Raw genomic sequence first — 19,458 nt, 5'->3', positions numbered from 1 at the left:
AGTCGCCGAAAAAGAACACGAGTTTCAGCAGCAGCTAGCAGAAAAATCGAGTTCCATCGAATCTTTGCAGCAGCAAGTCGCCGAAAAATCCAGTGCTCTGGAATCTTTGCAGCAGCAATTCGCCACCGAAAAGCAAAATCTCGAAAGCCAATTGCAGCAAACCGTGTCGAAGTCGAGTTACGAATCTTTGCAACACGAGTTAGCAGAAAAGTCAAGTGCGATCGGCGACTTCCAAGTTCAACGAAGCAAGTTGCAATCTCTAGAAAATCAATTGAGCCAGAGTGCGGCGATACAGCGAAATTACGACGCTTTGCAGCAACAGTCTCAAGAACAGCTAAGAACCATCAAAGCTCTACGGGAACAGCTAGCTCAAATGCAGGCTGTGGCTGGGATTGGCGAAGCTTATCTCAACAAGTGGCGCCGTTCCTGATTCTCTCATCAGCACGGCACAGTCTAACGCTCCGGGTGCACCCGGAGCACTTTACCTCTAAAACGTCCTCTAAACTCGGCCTCCTTCCTCTTGTAGCGATAGATTTCAACCTGTCGCTACAAGAGCTTTTTATTGCAAAATATGAGCATACTATTAAGAAATATTACAATAAATAAATTATGAGAGGCGATCGCACCCCTTTTGGCAAACCCAGTCCCCCAGACAGTAAGGGCCGCGTCACGGTAATAGGAGGCGGCATCGGCGGGCTAACAGCAGCCGCCCTGCTAGCCCGCAGAGGATACAAAGTGCTAGTCTTAGACCAGGCGATCGTCCCCGGCGGATGCGCTTCCACCTTCAAACGCAAAGGCTTTACCTTCGATGTCGGCGCCACGCAGGTTGCAGGATTGGAACCCGGAGGCATTCACCACCGAATATTCTCAGAATTAGACATAGAACTTCCCGCCGCGACACCCTGCGATCCCGCTTGTGCGGTGTTTTTGCCGGGAGAAACCGCACCGATTAGCGTGTGGCGAGATCCGCAAAAGTGGCAGGAAGAAAGGCAGCGGCAGTTTCCTGGAAGCGAACCTTTTTGGCAATTATTGTCTGCATTGTTCAAAGCTAGCTGGAACTTTCAAGGGCGCGATCCAGTTTTACCGCCCAGAAACTTCTGGGATTTCTGGCAATTAATTCAAGCTGTTCGCCCCGATACTTTAATTACTTTGCCTTTCACTTTTATGACAGTGGGAGATGCTTTGCGGCTTTGCGGGTTGGGAGACAATTTGCGATTGAAAACTTTTCTGGATTTGCAGTTAAAATTATATTCTCAAGTGGATACCGAAGAAACGGCGCTACTTTACGCGGCGACAGCTTTAGGAGTTTCGCAAGAGCCACAGGGATTGTATCATCTAGAAGGAAGTATGCAGGTGTTGAGCGATCGACTTGTAGAGGCGATCGAACGAGACGGCGGTCAAGTCTTATTGCGGCACACAGTTGAAAGTATTGTCACCGCCAACGGCAAAGCCACCGGTACAGTGATTCGCAATCAAAAAACCGGCGAAGTTTGGACAGAAACAGCCGATCGCATTGTTGCCAACGTGACAGCGCAAAATCTAGTAAAATTGTTGTCAGGCGAGCCGATTGCCGAAAATTCAACAGATAATTTATCGGTTAAACCAGAGACTTCGGAGACAACAAACCCACTCCCAAATCAAATGGCTGGCTACAAATATCGAGTTGATAAATTGCCGCCCGCATCCGGTGCTTTTGTGATATATTTGGGAGTGCATGAAAGCGCAATTCCCGCAAATTGTCCGCCGCACCTTCAGTTTCTCTACGATTACGAAGGTGAGATTGGGGAGAATAATTCATTATTTGTTTCTGTCAGCCATCCGGGCGATGGCCGAGCACCGAAGGGAATGGCGACAATTATCGCTTCCTCATTTACTGATACTCGAATGTGGTGGAATTCGGTTGATTATGAAGGATTGAAGCAAAAATATACGGTCGGGGCGATCGCCCGTTTGAGCGAATATTTCAATTTGACGCCAGAGTCGATCGTACACCAAGAAGCCGCCACACCCCGCACCTTTGCCCGCTACACGGCGAGAGATAGAGGCGTTGTGGGCGGCATCGGGCAGCGAATACCAACTTTCGGGCCCTTCGGATTTGCCAACCGCACACCAATTAAAAACTTGTGGTTAGTGGGCGACTCCACCCATCCCGGAGAAGGAACTGCCGGCGTTTCCTATTCAGCTTTAACAGTAGTGCGGCAAATGGAAGCCGCCTCTAAAATCTAAGAGGACACGGCAATTCCGTTTCCCGACGCCAAAAATAATTAATCGCGCGAGAGATGTAACTATCGCGCGATTAATTTTAGGGAGTAGTCAACAGTCAAAAGTTAACAGTCAACAGTCAACAGTCAACAGTCAACCATAATTCCGGTGTCACCGGAATTGATATCAACTACATTCTCTGACTACTTGATAGAAATTTTTGCGCCCACAGCTTCAAGCTGTTTCTTCATTTCTTCAGCAGCTTCCTTAGCAATAGCTTCCTTAACTGCCTTCGGTGCGGCTTCTACCAAGTCTTTCGCTTCCTTCAGACCCAGACCGGTAATTGCGCGGACTTCCTTCAGAATGGCGATTTTCTTGTCAGCAGGAACTTCTTCGAGCATGACAGTAAATTCGGTTTGCTCTTCTACTGGTTCAGCAGCGGCTCCACCACCTGTACCGGGCATCATCATCATGCCGCCTACAGGAGCAGCAGCGCTAACGCCGAAAGCTTCTTCAATTTGCTTGACCAATTCAGAAGCTTCGAGCAAAGTCAGAGACTTAAGTTTTTCCAAGATTTCGTCAGTTGCAGTAGACATTCGTTAAACTCCTAATTCAATTGTAGGTTTGGGATTTCAGATTTGAGATTTGCTCATTCATCATTAGTTTTTCGTCTCCAGTCTTCTATCTATTGCTAAATACTAATGACTGAGGACTAATGACTAATTACTAATGACTTACACAGATGCGCTTTCTGCTTCTGCTTCTGGTTGCGCTTCTGGTTGCGCTTCTGGTTGTGCTTCTGCTGCTACTTCTGCTGAATCGCCGTCTTTTTCAGCATAAGCTTTAAGACCGCGAGCGATCGAAGTAGGAACTTGATTGATACCCACAGCCAACTTGGTTGCGACACCGTTGATAGCGCCAGCAATTTGAGCCATGAGTTGTTCTTTCGACGGCAGATCAGCTAATGCTTTAACATCAGCTTCTTTCAGTACCCGTCCTTCCATCACGCCGCCGCGAAGTTCAGTCTTCTTAGAGACTTTTTGGAATTCTTGGTAAGCTTTAATCGCGCCGCCAATATCTTCTTGCACGAACAGAAACGCCGACGTACCGGTCAGCAATTCCTGTATCGGCTGCCAGGTTTCGTTGCCTTCAACAGCAATTCGCATTAGCGTGTTTTTTGCCACTTGGCAACTGCTGCCTTTCGGACGCAAACGCCGACGCAAATCTGTGATTTCAGCAACAGTTAAGCCCGTGTAGTCAATCACGATCGCCAGTTGAGATTCGCTCAAGGTTTGCTTGAGGTCTGCAATAATCTCATTTTTTACCGCTAAAGTTTTGCCCATACTTATTTCACCTCCTTTTAGGATAGAAAATTGCCCGTCAAAAACCCCGACCTTCGAGCCGGGGCAGAGAATTAAAAATTAACAAGTCAGAATTAAAAAATACAAATTTTCTAATCTTTGAGTCTTGAGTTTTTATTTCTTCAGCCTCGGCAGGAAATTAAGCGATCGGCACCTGCGGTCTTCAGCTTATTGATTTTTGATTAGGCTATCACTAGAAGGCAGACATAGCAAGGCTATGACGCAAATCTTGTGAGAGATTTACACAGACAGCCGAAGCTGTCTTTTACCTTCTGCCTTCTGCTTAATTCTTTCTACGCAGCATCAAGTTTGGTATCGCGCAGAGCACTGATATCGACTTCGATCGACGGGCCCATTGTTGCGGATACGTACAAACTGCGCCAGTAGCGACCTTTAGCACCAGAAGGACGGTTGCGATCAACAGTTTCTTGCAAAGCATGAAGGTTGACCAGCAAATCTTCCGCTGAGAAAGCTGCCTTGCCAAACATAACATGAACGATGCCAGTTCGATCGGCACGGAATTCTAGTTTACCACCTTTAAACTCGTTGATCGCCTGAGCAATGTCAGTCGTCACCGTGCCACCTTTCGGAGAAGGCATCAAACCGCGCGGGCCCAACAACCGACCCAATTTTGCCACCAACGGCATCACGTCTGGGGTAGCAATCAGGCAATCGAAATCCATCATGCCCTTCTGAATTTCATCGATCAACTCTTCAGAACCAGCAATATCCGCGCCGGCATTCAGAGCTTCTTTAACTTTTTCGCCCTTAGCAATCACCGCAATTCTGACTACTTGACCAGTTCCTTTTGGTAGCGATACAGTTGTCCGCAACTGTTGGTCAGTATATTTCGGGTCAATTCCCAAACGGATGTGAGCTTCAGCAGCTTCGCCAAACTTAGCGGTTGCTGTTTCTTTCAAAAGTTGCAGAGCTTCCAGCGGTAGATAAGGTCTGTCTTCAACTTTCTTTTGAAGTTCTTGCAGTCTTCGCGATACTTTCTTTGCCATTGTTATCTCCTGGGGTCAGTCGATTTTAGATTTTAGATTTTAGATTTTAGATTGAACCTATCGGACAATCTTAAAATCTATCAGTTTTCGGTTACTAGCGAAGCTTTGCTTCTCCCCCTGAACCGATCGATTTTGGATTTTGGATTTGGGATTGAAGATTTTACCTTCAAAATCAGGAATTTTGGATTAGCAATTTGGAACTTGGACTAGGAAAACTCTTCCTTCTTCCTTCTTCCTTCTTCCTTTAATCCGCGATCGCCACGCCCATATTTTTAGCCGTTCCTGCCACAATTTTCATAGCAGCCTCAACATCATTAGCATTGAGGTCAGGCATTTTGGTTTCAGCGATTTCTCGTAACTGAGCCTGTGTAATCGTCCCTACTTGCTTGCGGTTAGGTTCTCCCGAACCCTTAGCAATGCCAGCCGCTTTTTGAATCAAAACCGACGCCGGCGGGGTTTTGAGAATAAACGTAAAACTGCGGTCTTCAAAAACCGAAATTTCTACCGGAACCACCAGACCTGCTTGGTCTGCGGTTCTAGCATTGTACTCCTTGCAAAACATCATAATATTGACGCCGTGCTGACCCAGAGCTGGGCCGATCGGAGGAGCTGGGTTGGCTTTTCCCGCCGTAATCGCCAACTTAATTACTGCAACAACTTTCTTTGCCATTAGTTAGTTCTGTTTCTGAACCTGATTGAACTCCAATTCTACAGGCGTATCGCGCCCAAAAATCGAGAGTAAAACTTTGAGCTTGTTTCGTTCCGGGCTAACTTCAATCACATCACCTTCAAAATCCTTAAATGGCCCGGAAAGTACCACAACGTGGTCTCCAGTAGACATCGATACTTTGACAACTGGTTCTGATTCCTGAGCGTTTCTGAAGATCCGTTCTACTTCCGAATGACTCAGAGGTAGCGGTTTGACGTGACCCCTGCCGCGCCCGTAGCGGCGTTTCTGCTCTGCCCCGACAAAATTAATTACATTCGGGGTATTCTTGATCACCTGCCACGTATCCTCGTCCATAAACATACGGATGAGTACGTAGCCGGGAAAGATTTTTTCATCTGACTGCCGCCTGGAACCGTCTTTGCCGACTTTGATCGCCGGAGTTTGCGGAATTTCTACTTGAACGATGCGATCGGCAACATCCAAAGTTTGAATCCGCTGATCCAAGTTTGCCTTCACGCGCTTTTCGCAGCCAGAGGCAACTTGAACAGCATACCAGCGAGCATCAATTTCCGGCACCTCTGGCGATGCTGCCTGTCCCGTCGCTTCTGTGGAATACTCAGATTCTTCTGATGCAAAAGTCATGGCCCAAACACCTTTCCCGCGCCCCAGTTAAAGAAATTATCCACAAAATAGATCAGGCTTGCTGAGAGGATTACCATCAAAAGCACGGCCAAAGACTCGCTGATTAGCTGCTGCCGGCTCGGCCAAACCACTTTGTCGAGTTCTTCTCTAGTTTCCTTAAAAAAACCCGCAGGGTTAAACCCAGGCGCCGTTATTTCTTGAGTTTCTTGAGCTTCGTCTTTTTTCGCCACGATTCAATCCCCCTTGCGATTTTAGATTTTAGATTTTAGATGGTGTGAGTGGCCCGCGGCTCTCAGATTTTTTGACACTAACCACTTACGCTCAAGTCCAAAATCTCAAATCCAAAGCCATCACTTTTTTACAAGCCCAACCCTTCAACGATGTAAATGCCGATCGCCTAAACCGACGATCGAGAAGCCACACCGAGCATTTGTTGATGGCATTTTTTGCGAACCGCCCACAAAAATTAATTCTACCCGAAAGTTTGCGGTTTTGACTGTTGCCAGCCAATAATCCGGGCGCTTTCGGGCAGAATTTAAAGTTTGGTGATTCAGCGCGCCCTGGAGGACTTGAACCCCCGACATCAGGTTTTGGAGACCTGCGTTCTACCAACTGAACTAAGAGCGCACAGGTGAGGTTGCTGAAATTCGCTTAACCTCTAGATTTCTATTTTAACACAGTGCGCTCGTAAATGGAAAACTTTTTTTTGAAATTTTTCAATTTCCCATGAACCATGAACCAAGGGAAAGCTGGGTGCATTCCTACAGGGAGCGATCGAACCGCTGTTTGACGCGAGTAGCTTTGCCCACCCGATCGCGCAGGTAGTAAAGTTTTGCTCTGCGGACTTTCCCGCGACGCATCACTTGGATCGTGGCGATGCGGGGCGAGTGAATCAAAAACACCCGTTCCACTCCGACGCCCTGAAACACGCGGCGGACGGTGATTGTTTCATTAATCCCGCCGTTACGCATGGCAATCACAGTCCCTTCGTAGGGCTGAACCCGTTCTTTGTTACCCTCTTTAATTCTTACGCCGACTCGCACTGTGTCGCCCACGTAAATTTCGGGGACTTGTTTATTGAGTTCTTGCTTGACTCTATTTATTTCTTCCGTTTCTATAGAACGGATTATTTCTGCGCCTTTCATGGGATTTACCAAAACTCACAATCCCTTATCATATATCGAAATGCCCGTTTTATGTCAAAAAATTTCTATGTTAGATACCTCTGGAGTCGTATTTCTGCAACTAGGGGCAATGGCTGCACTGGCCTTGTACGTCGCCGCCAACTTGGGGGCCAACGATGTCGCTAACTCGATGGGAACATCCGTAGGCTCGAAGGCGCTAACGCTGCAGCAGGCAATAATTGTTGCAGGCATACTGGAATTTTCCGGCGCAGTGCTGTTCGGGCAAGGAGTTTCCGAAACTCTCGCAACAGGAGTTGTGAATGCACAAGTGTTCGCTGCCCAACCGCAAGTATTTTTAATCGGGATGGTGTCAGTGCTGATAGCTTGCGGGATCTGGCTGCAAATCGCTACCAGTCGAGGTTTGCCGGTTTCTTCATCCCATGCAGTGGTGGGCGCGATCGCGGGTTTTAGCTGTGTTGCAGCCGGAATTAATGCAGTTGATTGGGGAACCATCGGCACTATCTCCCTAACATGGGTGGCGACACCTTTTGCTAGCGGTGCTTTAGCCGCGCTATTTTACAGTGTGGTGAAGTATTCGATTCTCGATCGGCCAGATCCTCTATCTCAAATGCGCGAGTGGATACCTTGGCTGAGTTCAGCACTGCTGAGCGTATTTGGGATAATTGTACTGCCGTCTGTTGTGAATGTCGCTTTCGTGCAGACAGGGGCGCTCGCCGCGGCGCACGATCGATTTGGCTGGAATCTACCAATTCACGATATTGTGATTGGCATCGGGGCAATAGCTGCGATCGGCCTCACACTCAATAGCTGGAAAAAATTAGAATCAGTTGAGAAGCAAGAAGAAAGAAGGAAGAAGGAAGAAGCAAAAGGGGATAAGGGATTCGGCCCAAGTACAAAATCCTCCCCCACTCCAACACTCCCCCACACTCTCATCGAGCAACAAATGGCAAGATTTCAAGTCTTGAGCGCCTGTTTTGTAGCATTTGCCCACGGTTCCAACGACGTAGGAAATGCAGTTGCTCCCCTAGCTGCGATCGCCTACATCCGGCGCACAGGTGCCTTTCCCTCAGAAGATTTCAGCGTTCCCCTGTGGATTTTAGTCGTCGGAGGCGCAGGAATAGTCATCGGTTTAGCCATCTGGGGCAAAAATGTAATAGCCACAGTCGGCGAAAAGATCATCGAACTCCAACCCAGCGGCGGATTTTGCGCGGAATTAGCCACAGCCACCACAGTCTTGCTAGCATCCCGCTTCGGTTTGCCAGTTTCCACATCCCACGCTTTAGTCGGTGCAGTTGTCGGAGTCGGGCTGATCAAAGCTTGGAAAACAGTACGCTTGGAAACTTTGCTGTCAATTGGTTCGGCTTGGCTGGTGACAATTCCGATCGCAGGAGCTTTGGGTGCTATCATCTTCAGCATCGCGCAATCCATTGGGCAATTTTAGATTTTAGATTTTAGATTGAGGCATTTCAGAACAGTCATCAGTCAACAATCACGGATGGATAGTGCGATAGAATTCATCTGCGTTAATCTGTGTTTATCTGCCTGTATCTGCGGTAAAAAAAAGAGAATATTAACCGCAGATGACAACGGATTGACGCTGATTCACGCAGATGAAGATCGGAGAGATAGGAATAATTCCTATGCTAACAGAAACGTAATAACAGTGATTATACCGGACATCAGATTGCCCACTTCTTCATCACTAATAATAATTTCCCATATCAAACCCGGTTGCGGCACACCAGCACGCGGGCCACTCAATGACTTAATTCCTTCTCCAAGCAATGCTTTAGCTGTTGAGCCAGCACCTCGACGCAGGGCTTTCTCAGCATAGTCAGGTGATTCCCAGGAACCCTAATCACCTCTACTTTTTGAGCCGTTAATTCGCTCCAGCCAAGAGTCGGATCTTGATGACTTATGCTTAGCTGTTCCCTCGATCTAAACAGAGTAATTCGCTGCGGATAAATTTTCGGTACATAACTGATAGTTGCTTGACTATTAGCCTGAAATACAGTAAACATTGAGGGAATTGCCAGCTCGCGCCAGCTCCGTTCTTTTGACTCCTGAGATAGGATGCTAACCATAACGGCCTGTTTCCAATTCCAGCGATGCAAAACATTAGCTACCAAATTAAGCATCTTATTTAATGTCGGAAATTTGGCAGCAATACCGCCACTTTGAACATTTTCTGCAGCAGCCACCAAGCGAAAATAATCTACTACAAAAGGCCAGATAGAGCGCGAAACAGTAGTCAGAATAAACTTGCAACCGTCCCAAAAAGAAGGTTTGTTAGCAGAAACCGGCGCTAAAGTATCCAGCACAGCAAGTAAAGCCACTTCATCCCCCGCTGCGAGCAACTGTTGAGCCATCTCAAAAGCAACCAAACCTCCAAAAGACCAGCCTCCTAAAAAATAAGGCCCTTTTGGTTGAACGGTACGCAAGGCTGCGATGTAGTCAGTCGCCATGTCTTCAATGCTAGTTAGCGGAGAACTTTCGCCGTCAATCCCCTTTGGTTGCAGCCCGTAAAACGGTTGATTTCCTCCTAGTTGAAATGCTAACTCGACATAAGGAAACACGACGCCAAAGATGGGATGGACGCAGAAGAACGGGGGATTTTTACCGCGAGGCTTAATTGCAACTAAAGGCGACCATTCCAGAGAATTTGTTTCTGAATTTAGGGAATCGGCTAAACCTTCAATTGTCGGATTTAAAAAAAGAGCAGACAGCGGCAACTCGCGCTCAAATTGCTGGTTAATCTCATTGATGAGGCGGATTGCCAGCAGGGAATCTCCACCCAAATCGAAGAAGTTATCGCGAATGCCAACGCACTCTGCGTTGAGGATTGTGGCCCAAATTTGGGCGAGGGTTGATTCGGTTGGTGTGCGAGGTGCAATGCAGCTTTTATCTATTGAATTGCTAGTTAGAGTTCCCGGTGCAGGTAGGCGCAGGCGGTCGATTTTGCCATTGGGAGTTAGGGGCAGAAAATCCATCGCCACAAAAGCACTGGGAATCATGTAATTGGGCAGTTGTTGTTTGAGGAAATTGCGTATTTCCCCAGAATTAAGCGTCTGATTGTGATTGGGGACGACATAAGCAACTAGGCGTTTGTTGCCCGACAAATCATCCGCAGCAACCGCCGCTGTTTCTTTGACTGCTGGATGATGAACCAGCCGCGCTTCAATTTCTCCCAATTCTATTCGATAACCGCGAATTTTTACCTGTTCGTCAGTGCGGCCTAAAAACTCAATATTGCCGTCGGGAAAATAGCGAGCTAAGTCACCAGTTTTATAAATTCGTTCTCCTGCTTTCTGGCTAAACGGATTAGCAATAAATCGCTGGGCGGTTAATTCGGGGCGGTTCAGGTAGCCTCGCGCCAATCCGCTGCCGCCGATGTACAATTCACCGGGAATTCCAACGGGTACAGGCTGTAAATTTTCATCTAAAATATAGAGTTGAGTGTTAGCTATTGGGCGTCCGATTGGCGGTTTTTTGCGCTCGCCAATTTCGGCCAAACTTGACCAGACAGTCGCTTCTGTAGGGCCGTAAGCGTTAAAAAATCTGCGCCCAGAAGCCCAGCGTTTAACAATATCCGGAGAACAGGATTCGCCAGCACAGATGATTGTTTGCAGTGCGGGAAGTTCGGCGTTTGGAAGGACAGCTAGCAGCGAGGGCGGGAGGGTAGCGTGGGTAATAGCATTGTCCTGCAAAAATTGGATTAATGTTTGTCCTGGCAACAAAGATTCTTTCTTGGCACAGTAAAGTGTTGCTCCGGTTCCCAAGGCCATGACAATCTCAAAGATTGAGGCATCAAAACTCAGAGAGGCGAATTGCAAAATGCGGTGATTTGAGTTTAAGTTAAAAGCTTCTATTTGAGCTAGGGCTAAGTTGTATAGTCCCCGATGTTCGATGAGAACGCCTTTGGGTTTTCCGGTTGAACCAGATGTGTAAATGACGTAGGCTAGGTTTTTGGGTAAAATATTTGTAGTTGGGTTTTCTGGGCTTTGTCGGGCGATAATTTCTCTGTCGGAGTCCAAACACACTACTGAAAAAACTCCGTAATTTTCCTGCTGCGTCAAGTTTTGGGCTAAGTGCTGCTGAGTTACCAAAATCGACACCTGAGCGTCTTCTAACATGAAGTTAAGTCGCTCTTGAGGATAAGTTGGATCTAAAGGCAGGTAGGCTGCGCCTGCTTTGATAATGCCTAGCAATCCGACGATCGCATCTAAGGAACGTTCTACACAAAGGCCCACTAAAACTTCTGGTGCTGCTCCCAATTGCTGCAAGTAATGTGCAAGTTGGTTGGCTAGGCTGTTGAGTTGGCGGTAGGTTAACTGCTGGTTTTCAAAGACGGCGGCTACAGCATCGGGCGATCGCGCGACTCGCTCTTCAAATAGCTGATGGAAACACTGGTTGTGCGGATAATCTCTCTGAGTGTCATTCCAATCGATTAATAATTGCTGGTATTCTGGCGCTGTCAGCAAAGCCAAGTCGCTGAGGTGCTGTTTGGGATTGGCAACAATGGCTTCAAGCAGCCTTTGGAAATGTCCCACCATGCGCGCAATTGTGCGGCTATCAAATAAGTCTGTGCTGTAGACAAATTGCCCTTGAATACTTCCTGCATTTTCCCACAAGTGGCACTCTAAATCTAGCTTGGCGGTTCCTGCGTCAAAGTCGATCGCCTCGAAAGCAATTCCCGGCAATTCTAGCGCTGCTATAGGAGTGTTTTGCAGGCTAAAACTAACTTGAAATAGGGGGTTGCGACTCAACTCGCGATCGGGGTGCATTTCCTCAACCAACTTCTCGAAGGGCAAATCTTGGTGAGCGTAGGCTGCCATTGCGACGTTTTTTACGCGATGCAATAGTTCCCGAAAAGTTGGATTTCCTGATAAATCTGCACGCACCACCAAACTGTTGACAAAAAAACCGATTAATGCTTCTAATTCGCTCTGGTTGCGATTGGCGATCGGCGTTCCTACTGCAATATCTACTTGTCCTGTATAGCGGTACAGCAAAGTTTGAAAAGCGGCTAGTAGAGTGATAAATAAAGTCGCGCTTTCTTGCTGGCTCAATGACTTTAGCGCCTCGCTCAAAGCAGGTGATAGTGTTATAAATTGTTTAGCGCCGCGGTAGGATGGAACGGCTGGTCTTTGCCTGTCTGTTGGTAGATTGAGTGTGGTAATTCCGTTTAACTGCTGTCGCCAATAAGCTAACTGCGTTTCTAATACTTCGCCCTGCAACCATTGGTGCTGCCACTCTGCAAAGTCGGCGTACTGCACGGGCAGTGCTGGTAAGTGCGAGATCCCATTTTTTACAAATGCTGTGTAGAGCGTTCCTAGCTCTCGAATTAGCACTCCAATCGACCAACCATCAGCCACAATATGATGTAAATTCAGCAACAATATATGTTCTGTTTCACTGAGTTGTAACAGCGTTACTTTGAATAACGGGCCGGCGGCTAAATCGAAAGGGCATTGTGCTGCATCGGTTGCGAGTTGCAGTGCTGCGGTTTGCTGCTGATTTGGGGAGAGCTTTTGTAAGTCAATTGTGGGGAGGGATACAGTTAAAATGGGAGCAATAATTTGTACGAGTTCCCCTTCCAAAAGCGTAAAAGTGGTGCGTAAAGTTTCGTGCCGCTGCACAATTTCGTTGAAGGTTTGCTCTAAGGCGATCAAGTTTAGGGAACCTGTTAAGCGGAGCGCTGTTGAAACATTATAGAAAGGATTGCCCGGTGCTAATTGATTGAGGAACCAAAGCCGCTGCTGAGCAAACGATGCTGGAAATACAAAAACTTCTGTTTCTTGCTGCATATTTATCTAAATTGCATCCTGTTCAACAGCCATCCTTTTTATTTACTTTCTCGACTCGACATCTTGCCAAAGTCAAAAACAATCTTAAAATTATCTGCGTTTATCCGCGTTAATCTGCCCTTCATCTGCGGTCGCTCTATCAATCAAAAAATTATGCAATAGGTCTATTAAAAGATGATAGCTTCCGCCGCCGACTATCGCGCGAAATCGGCACTAAAGCCGGAGCATCACTTTTAGCATTCTTATCTTTCAAACTCTCAACAATCTTAGATAATTCTGCAATTGTCGGCGCTTCAAAAACCCGGCGCAAAGGCAACTCTACCGCGAAAGCATCTCGCACTCTCGAAACAAGCTGAGTCGCCAGCAGCGAATGGCCTCCTAATTCAAAGAAATTGTCCCGGATACCCACTCGCTTTATCCCCAAAACCTCAGCCCAAATTTTCACTAAAACTTCCTCGATAGAAGTATGAGGCGCAACATAACCGCCAGCCCATTCTAACTTAATCGGCTCCGGTGCAGGCAAAGCGAGGCGATCGACCTTTCCGTTAGCCGTCACCGGTAGCGACTCCAGCACCACAAAAGCCGACGGAACCATATATTCCGGCAGTTTTTCTGCTAGATAAGCCTGCAACTGTGGCACTAATTTCCGTGCAACTTTACCTTGTAAGGGATTATTAGCATAAGAGCGCCAAGGACGCAAGTTATCGCTTCTGGTTTCTCGCACAAAATCTCTGGTTTCACCCCGTGCAAACACTACATCGTAGCGCCCTTGACTGTCGGAATTAGACCAACTAATATTAACATTATACGGAACTTCCAAAGCATACCAAGCTTCGGGATCTACTCCTAAATTATCGACTTTTTCTACGGCTTTCTGCAACTGACCTGCTGTGGGAAATTTATCGACAACAGACAGCAATTCTGCCGCCTTAACTGCTGCCGTTATCCGCGCATTAGGCACATTAGCAATTCTTAAAACATCGAGTTGATTTTGCAATAATATTTGTTGCACCGTGGTAACACTCAGATTCTGATTTTCATCCAACCAATCCAGCCGTTTTTCGGCGCCCCACTCCCCTTTTGGCGATGATTTTGGGCGTGCTGTTTCAGACGCAATATGCAGAATAGCATTGTACCGAAAATCAGTTAACTCATTGTGGTAACTACCGCGAATCAATTGAATTTCTACGCCCCAAATCTGCGGAAAGCGCTGCTTTAATGCACTAAAAAAATCTGGTTTAATAACTAACTCTGTTTCTTGAAAAATTTGCATTTGTACTCGCTGCTGCAACTGTTCGCCCGCGAGAGAAGGTTCGGCTTGATACAGTTGTACCGAAGCGTGAAAAGCTGCCAGCAGCGGCAAGCTGCGGACATCTCCGATGAATATAAAGCCGCCAGGTGCAGTTGCTTTCACCGCACCTTCTAGCACCTGCACGAGATAGTCGATATTCGGGAAATATTGCACGACAGAGTTGAGAATTACTGCGTCAAAAGCTGCTGTCTCTACTCCCTCAAAGTCAGTCGCCATTTTCTGAAGCAGCGTTACATTAGCTAACTGTTGATTTGCCAAGTGCTGCCGAATATAGTTGAGCGAAATAGGGGAAAAGTCTGTTCCGCAATATTGAGTGCAGCGAGGCGCTACTTGGAACAGCAACAAACCTGTGCCGCAGCCAATTTCTAACACTCGGCTAGGCTGCAAAGCTAAAATTTGGGCTGCTTGATTTTTCGCCCAGTCGCGTATCTGTTCTGCTGGGATTGGCTGATTAGTATAACTGCTATTCCAGCCGACAATATTAAAGGTTGGATCTGAGTCACCAGCAGGTTGATTGTAAGTTTCATTGTAGAGCATTTGCCACTGCAAAACCTGTTCGTCCTGCAATTGCATTATTTGGCTTTTTTCGCTGGTACTGCTATATTCTGCATTCAGGGCAATATAAGCTACTAAACGTTTATCTCCCTGTCCATCTTCCGAAGCTATTGCTACAGTTTGCTTCACCGCCGGATGTTGAGTTAATTGTGTCTCGATTTCTCCTAATTCGATGCGGAAACCGCGAATTTTTACTTGTTCGTCAATGCGTCCTAAAAATTCAAGGTTGCGATCAACTCTGTAGCGCACTAAGTCGCCCGTTTTGTAAATTCGCTCTCCTGAATTTGGTTTAAAAGGATTGAAAATAAAGCTTTGTGCAGTTAAATCTGGGCGGTTGAGGTAGCCGCGAGCGAGTCCGTTTCCGCCGATGTACAATTCGCCAACAACCCCCATTGGTACGGGCTGCAAATATTTGTCTAATATGTAGATTTGAGTGTTAGCAATGGGGCGGCCAATTGTCGGGGCGATGTCTGTTTGCTCTGTTACAGGAATATAACCGGAAGTTGTGACGACGGTGTTTTCGGTTGGGCCGTAATTATTTACTAGCTTAAATGGATGGGATTTTAAAGGATGTTGTTGCAGTTTTTCGCCGCCTGCGAGCAAGATTCGCAACGCTGTTGTTTGAGGCCAATCTAATAGCAAAACTTTCTCGGCTAAAGGTGTTGGCAAAAAGCTAATTGTAATTGCGTTTGATACTAACCAGTTTTGCAGTTTTTCAGGATCTCGCCTGATGTCATCTTCTGGAAAGTAGATGCTAGCTCCGGCGGCGAGATAAGGCCAAATTTCCCACCCGCAAGCATCAAAGCCGATCGCTGCAATTTGCGTGGCTCGATCGCCCACTGACACCCCAAACTCTCTTTGATGCCAAAAAACGAGATTTAACAAGCTCCCGTGCTCAATTTCAACTCCTTTCGGCTTTCCCGTGGACCCGGAGGTGTAAATCGCGTAAACCAGATTTTCGGCTGTGGCTGCGCTGGTGGGATTGTCGGCGATTTCTTGGGAAATCATCTCCCAGTCTGTGTCTAAACAAACTATCTGTAAATTGGGCGAGCGCAAATTCTCTATCCATTGCTGCTGAGTTAACACAACAGATAATTGAGCATCTTTTACCATAAAGCTCGAGCGCTCAGCAGGATAGCTCGAATCTAAAATTAAGTAAGCTCCTCCCGCTTTCAGGATACTCAACATCCCCACGATCAGATCGAGCGATCGCCCGCAGCAAAGCCCGACTAAAACTTCCGCCCCAACCCCAATTTTTTGCAAATAACGTGCTAGTTGGTTGCTGCGGATATTTAGCTCTCGATAGGTGACTCGCTCCTCTCCAAATACCAGCGCCACCGCATCCGGTGTCCGATCCGCCTGCATTTCAAATAGCTGATGGATGCACAAATCTTGCGGATAATCCGCCTGAGTATTGTTGCATTCAACTAACAAATGATCGCGCTCTTGGGCGCTCAAATATTGCAAGTTTGCTATGCGCTGTTCTGGATTTGTCACAATGCTTTCTAACAAGGTTTGAAAATGCCCGATCAGGCGGGTAATCGTAGCTTCATCAAATAAATCGGCGCTGTAAATAACCATGCCGCTGATGCCCAGAGAGCTATCAACCCACAGCTTATTGCTGGGCGATTGGTTGCTTCCCGAGCTGTCGGGCGATCGCTCCCACAAATGAAACTCCAAATCAAACCGCGCTGTACCCACATCTAACTGCTGCGGGCTGAGTGTTAATTCTGGCAATTCTAACCGATTCCCCGGCGCGTTTTGCAGCGCAAACGCCACCTGAAATAAGGGATTTTGGTTCAACGCGCGATCGGGATGCAGTTCTTCTACTAACTTCTCAAACGACAAATCTTGGTGAGCGTAAGCTCCTAATGCTACCTCTTTGACTCGGTTTAAAAGTTCCCGAAAAGTTGGATTTCCCGACAAATCTGTACGCAGCACCAAACTGTTGACAAAAAAACCGATTAATGCTTCTATTTCACTGCGGTTGCGATTGGCGATCGGCGAACCTACAACAATATCTTCTTGCTGGGCGTAATGGTAAAGCAACGTTTTAAAAGCTGCCAGCATAGTCATAAACAGCGTCACTCCTTCGCGCTGGCTCAACGTTTCTAAAGCCTCGCTCAGTTGTTTTGGCAGTTGCAAAAATTGCCTTTTGCCTCGGTAACTTTGAATTGCTGGCCTGGGTCGATCGGCAGGCAAATTTAGCATAGAAATGCCGTTTAACTGCCGTCTCCAGTAAGCAAGCTGCGTTTCTAAAACTTCCCCTTGCAGCCATTCGCGCTGCCATTTTGCAAAATCAGCATACTGGATCGACAAAGCCGGTAAAGGCGAAGGTTTTTCGCTAGCAAATGCCGTGTAAAGTGCGCCTAATTCCTGAATTAGCACTCCTATAGACCAACCATCGGAGACAATGTGGTGCATATTCAGCATTAATAAATATTCGGCATCATCTAACTGCAATAATGTGACTCGCAGCAACAAGTCATGGGACAAATTGAAAGAGCGTTGAGCTTCCTCAGTGGTGAGCCTGTTTGCTTCAGTGTGTCGAGATTCCTTTGGCAAATTTCGCAAGTCCACTACATTAATCGCGAGGTGGAAAGCGGCAGCTATTCTCTGAACAGCTTGGCCCGAAACTACTGCTAAAGTCGTGCGTAAAGCTTCGTGGCGGCGCACAATTTCATTGAAGGTTTGTTGCAGCGCTGCAAAATTGAGCGAACCTGTCAAACGCAATGCTGCGGGAACATTATAAAAAGGATTGTTCGGTACTAATTGGTCGAGAAACCACAAGCGCTGCTGTGCAAAGGAAAGCGGTAGATTTCCGTCCCGCCCCATCGGAACAATCGGTGTAGGAGTGATACTAGAAGTACGATTAGCTGCTTTTAAAAATGAAATTATTTCGGTTTTTCTCTGAGAAATTTCGGCGCGCAGTTCGGGTGTAATAATTCCTTCGGGAGCGTTGCAGCGCAGGCGATATCCCTCAATAAAAATATTAATATCTAGACTGCGAAGGTAAGATAAAAACTCAACTAACTCCACCCTGACAGAATCTCTGGCATTTGGCGATGAACTCGATATTTTTGGCTCGGACATTTTGAGTTATCCTGTCATTACTTGGGCAAATCAATAAATTAAATTCCACCAGCGCACAAATTAAGAGCTTAACTTACCGCTTGCTTACTGTGGCCTAACCTGAGTATGATTCTGTGTGAATCCGCAACCCAAATTCTACCCAAGGTTTCAGCTTATGCCGTTCATGCCCTTCAATTTCCTGTTTCTATGGCTGGTGGGATTGCTGTCCGTCGGGGTACTTGGCGGAGGTATATACATTGTCTATGAATATTACATAGGCGAACTTGTAGGGATTTCCTACTTAGTCAGCGGAGTCTTGATGGTTCTTTGGTCTGTTGGCGGCCGCTTTATCAGTTTGCCGTTGTTCCGCCGCCCCGGTGCTGACGAACCCAAGCCGACGCGGACGGGTACGGTGCAGCGGGTTGAGAGGCCTGATGGCACTATTTTACAAGTAGAATTCTACGGCCCAGAGGACGGACAGCCGATTATCCTCTCACATGGTTGGGGGCCCAACAGTATGGTTTGGTATTACGCGAAACGGCAACTAACCGATCGCTTCCGAGTGATTGTTTGGGATCTTCCAGGTTTGGGAAAATCCACTCGACCAAAAAACAGCGACTATTCCCTAGAAAAATTTGCCCGCGATCTCGAAGCCGTCATTGCCATAGCAGGAACTAAACCTGTTATCCTACTCGGACACAGCATGGGCGGCATGATTTCTCTAACATTCAGCCGGCTTTTTCCCGAACTTCTCGGTAGTCGAGTAGCTGGTTTAATTCTGGTAGATACGACTTATACTAATCCTCTCAAAACCGCTATTTTTAGCGGTTTATTACGCGCTTTGCAGAAGCCGCTGCTCCAACCTCTGCTTTATCTCACCATAGCTCTTGAACCGATTATGTGGGGAATGACTTGGCTGAGCTATCTCAATGGTTCACTGTACATCAGTGTAGAAGTATCGGGATTTAAAGGCACTGAAACACGCGGTCAATTAGATTTCTCAGCTTTCTTATCAGCCTTGGGTTCTCCCGGCGTTCTCGCTCGCGGCACACTGGGAATGCTCAAATTTGACGAAACAAAAACTTTGCCATCAATTGACATTCCAGTGTTGGTTATCTGCGGCGATTCAGATATCGCCACTACCCCCCCAGCTAGCCTGCGAATGAAAGCAGAATTACCTCAAGCAGAGCTAGTTACGATACAAAAAGGAGGACACATGGCATTAATCGAGCATAACCAGCAGTTTGCGGATGCTGTCAGGGCATTCTGCACTGAAATTTCGTGACTAAAAATGTGACTTAAAATCCTGTAGGTTCTGGCTGGGGATACCTTAAAACTCGGCGTTGCACAATTTGATGATGGTTCTTGTCTGGTGTCCCGCCTGCTGGGAAAATACACGCCTTCGGGCGGGACGCCCGGGTGCATCTCACTTTTGCAGATACATCAAGCTGAAAGTTGACCATTAAGATAAGCACAGCGAGGAGAAAAGATAGAGGAAACACTCTTGATAGTTTACCCTTGCCCCGATAGTTTCATCGGTTCTCCAGAACTTACGGTGATATTTTTATCTAATTAGAGAAGCAAGCTAATACCCGTTCTCGAAAATTATCAAAGTTTGAAAAGCCATATCCTTGTCGCATAATTAACTTAATTCGATTATTTATCCCTTCCATAACGCCACTTGT

At 46.9% G+C, this 19,458-nt stretch carries 14 protein-coding genes, 1 tRNA gene, 1 pseudogene and 1 other annotated feature; of the genes and pseudogenes, 5 read left to right on the top strand and 11 right to left on the bottom strand.

Annotated elements, in window-relative coordinates; all coding sequences use genetic code 11:
- Both QUA04_RS02620 and crtD read left to right on the top strand, forming a co-directional pair.
- Positions 1–430: pseudogene (locus QUA04_RS02620) on the top strand (CopG family transcriptional regulator); the annotation flags it as partial.
- A 179-nt stretch (positions 431–609) separates the two neighbouring features.
- On the top strand, positions 610–2,226 hold the full coding sequence (gene crtD / locus QUA04_RS02615; RefSeq protein WP_333253479.1) for a C-3',4' desaturase CrtD: 1,617 nt from the start codon (positions 610–612) through the stop codon (positions 2,224–2,226).
- A gap of 179 nt (positions 2,227–2,405) precedes the next feature.
- Here the strand turns inward: crtD and rplL are convergent, their stop codons facing one another.
- The 6 genes from rplL to secE form a co-directional block, all read right to left on the bottom strand.
- Positions 2,406–2,798, bottom strand: a complete 393-nt coding sequence (gene rplL / locus QUA04_RS02610; RefSeq protein ID WP_333037133.1) for a 50S ribosomal protein L7/L12 — start codon at positions 2,796–2,798, stop codon at positions 2,406–2,408.
- Between the two features lie 138 nt (positions 2,799–2,936).
- Positions 2,937–3,545, bottom strand: a complete 609-nt coding sequence (gene rplJ / locus QUA04_RS02605; RefSeq protein WP_333253477.1) for a 50S ribosomal protein L10 — start codon at positions 3,543–3,545, stop codon at positions 2,937–2,939.
- Between the two features lie 29 nt (positions 3,546–3,574).
- Positions 3,575–3,748: a sequence feature (ribosomal protein L10 leader region), on the bottom strand.
- 108 nt (positions 3,749–3,856) lie between these two features.
- A complete protein-coding gene (rplA, locus tag QUA04_RS02600; RefSeq protein ID WP_190663916.1) occupies positions 3,857–4,570 on the bottom strand; it encodes a 50S ribosomal protein L1 in 714 nt (237 codons plus the stop codon).
- 244 nt (positions 4,571–4,814) lie between these two features.
- Complete coding sequence (rplK, locus tag QUA04_RS02595; RefSeq protein ID WP_006635588.1) at positions 4,815–5,240, bottom strand: 50S ribosomal protein L11; 426 nt, start codon at positions 5,238–5,240, stop codon at positions 4,815–4,817.
- A 3-nt stretch (positions 5,241–5,243) separates the two neighbouring features.
- Positions 5,244–5,882, bottom strand: a complete 639-nt coding sequence (gene nusG, locus QUA04_RS02590; RefSeq protein WP_333253475.1) for a transcription termination/antitermination protein NusG — start codon at positions 5,880–5,882, stop codon at positions 5,244–5,246.
- Positions 5,879–6,112 (bottom strand): preprotein translocase subunit SecE, encoded by a 234-nt coding sequence (gene secE, locus QUA04_RS02585; RefSeq protein ID WP_332980948.1) that lies wholly within the window; start codon positions 6,110–6,112, stop codon positions 5,879–5,881. The genes nusG and secE overlap by 4 nt, the downstream gene beginning before the upstream one ends.
- Before the next feature lie 71 nt (positions 6,113–6,183).
- Between secE and QUA04_RS02580 the strand changes: the two genes are divergently transcribed.
- The gene (locus QUA04_RS02580) at positions 6,184–6,378 is read left to right on the top strand and encodes a hypothetical protein (protein ID WP_333253473.1); all 195 of its coding nucleotides are present in this window, start codon (positions 6,184–6,186) and stop codon (positions 6,376–6,378) included.
- A gap of 58 nt (positions 6,379–6,436) precedes the next feature.
- On the opposite strand, the gene QUA04_RS02575 is transcribed toward QUA04_RS02580, so the two are convergent.
- Positions 6,437–6,509, bottom strand: a tRNA-Trp gene (locus tag QUA04_RS02575).
- Between the two features lie 134 nt (positions 6,510–6,643).
- Positions 6,644–7,027: a 50S ribosomal protein L19 gene (gene rplS / locus QUA04_RS02570; RefSeq protein ID WP_242721249.1), complete on the bottom strand. Its 384-nt coding sequence runs from the start codon at positions 7,025–7,027 to the stop codon at positions 6,644–6,646.
- Positions 7,028–7,094: 67 nt separating this feature from the next.
- Here rplS and QUA04_RS02565 point away from each other — a divergent pair, with 67 nt between their 5' ends.
- Entirely contained in the window at positions 7,095–8,468 is a 1,374-nt protein-coding gene (locus tag QUA04_RS02565) for an inorganic phosphate transporter (RefSeq protein WP_333253470.1), read from the top strand.
- A gap of 316 nt (positions 8,469–8,784) precedes the next feature.
- Here QUA04_RS02565 and QUA04_RS02560 read toward each other — a convergent pair whose 3' ends face one another.
- A complete protein-coding gene (locus QUA04_RS02560; RefSeq protein WP_333253468.1) occupies positions 8,785–12,834 on the bottom strand; it encodes an amino acid adenylation domain-containing protein in 4,050 nt (1,349 codons plus the stop codon).
- 151 nt (positions 12,835–12,985) lie between these two features.
- Positions 12,986–17,794: an amino acid adenylation domain-containing protein gene (locus tag QUA04_RS02555; protein WP_333253466.1), complete on the bottom strand. Its 4,809-nt coding sequence runs from the start codon at positions 17,792–17,794 to the stop codon at positions 12,986–12,988.
- A 163-nt stretch (positions 17,795–17,957) separates the two neighbouring features.
- Here QUA04_RS02555 and QUA04_RS02550 point away from each other — a divergent pair, with 163 nt between their 5' ends.
- A complete protein-coding gene (locus tag QUA04_RS02550; RefSeq protein ID WP_333253464.1) occupies positions 17,958–19,058 on the top strand; it encodes an alpha/beta hydrolase in 1,101 nt (366 codons plus the stop codon).
- 283 nt (positions 19,059–19,341) lie between these two features.
- Here the strand turns inward: QUA04_RS02550 and QUA04_RS02545 are convergent.
- The coding region (locus QUA04_RS02545; RefSeq protein ID WP_333253610.1) for a transposase at positions 19,342–19,458 on the bottom strand (117 nt) is incomplete at its 5' end.

Origin of the sequence: Microcoleus sp. S13_C5, assembly GCF_036700845.1 — a bacterium.
Taxonomy (GTDB): domain Bacteria; phylum Cyanobacteriota; class Cyanobacteriia; order Cyanobacteriales; family Microcoleaceae; genus Microcoleus.
Note: the sequence above shows the minus strand (reverse complement) of the source record. Positions and strands in the feature narration are given on the sequence as shown.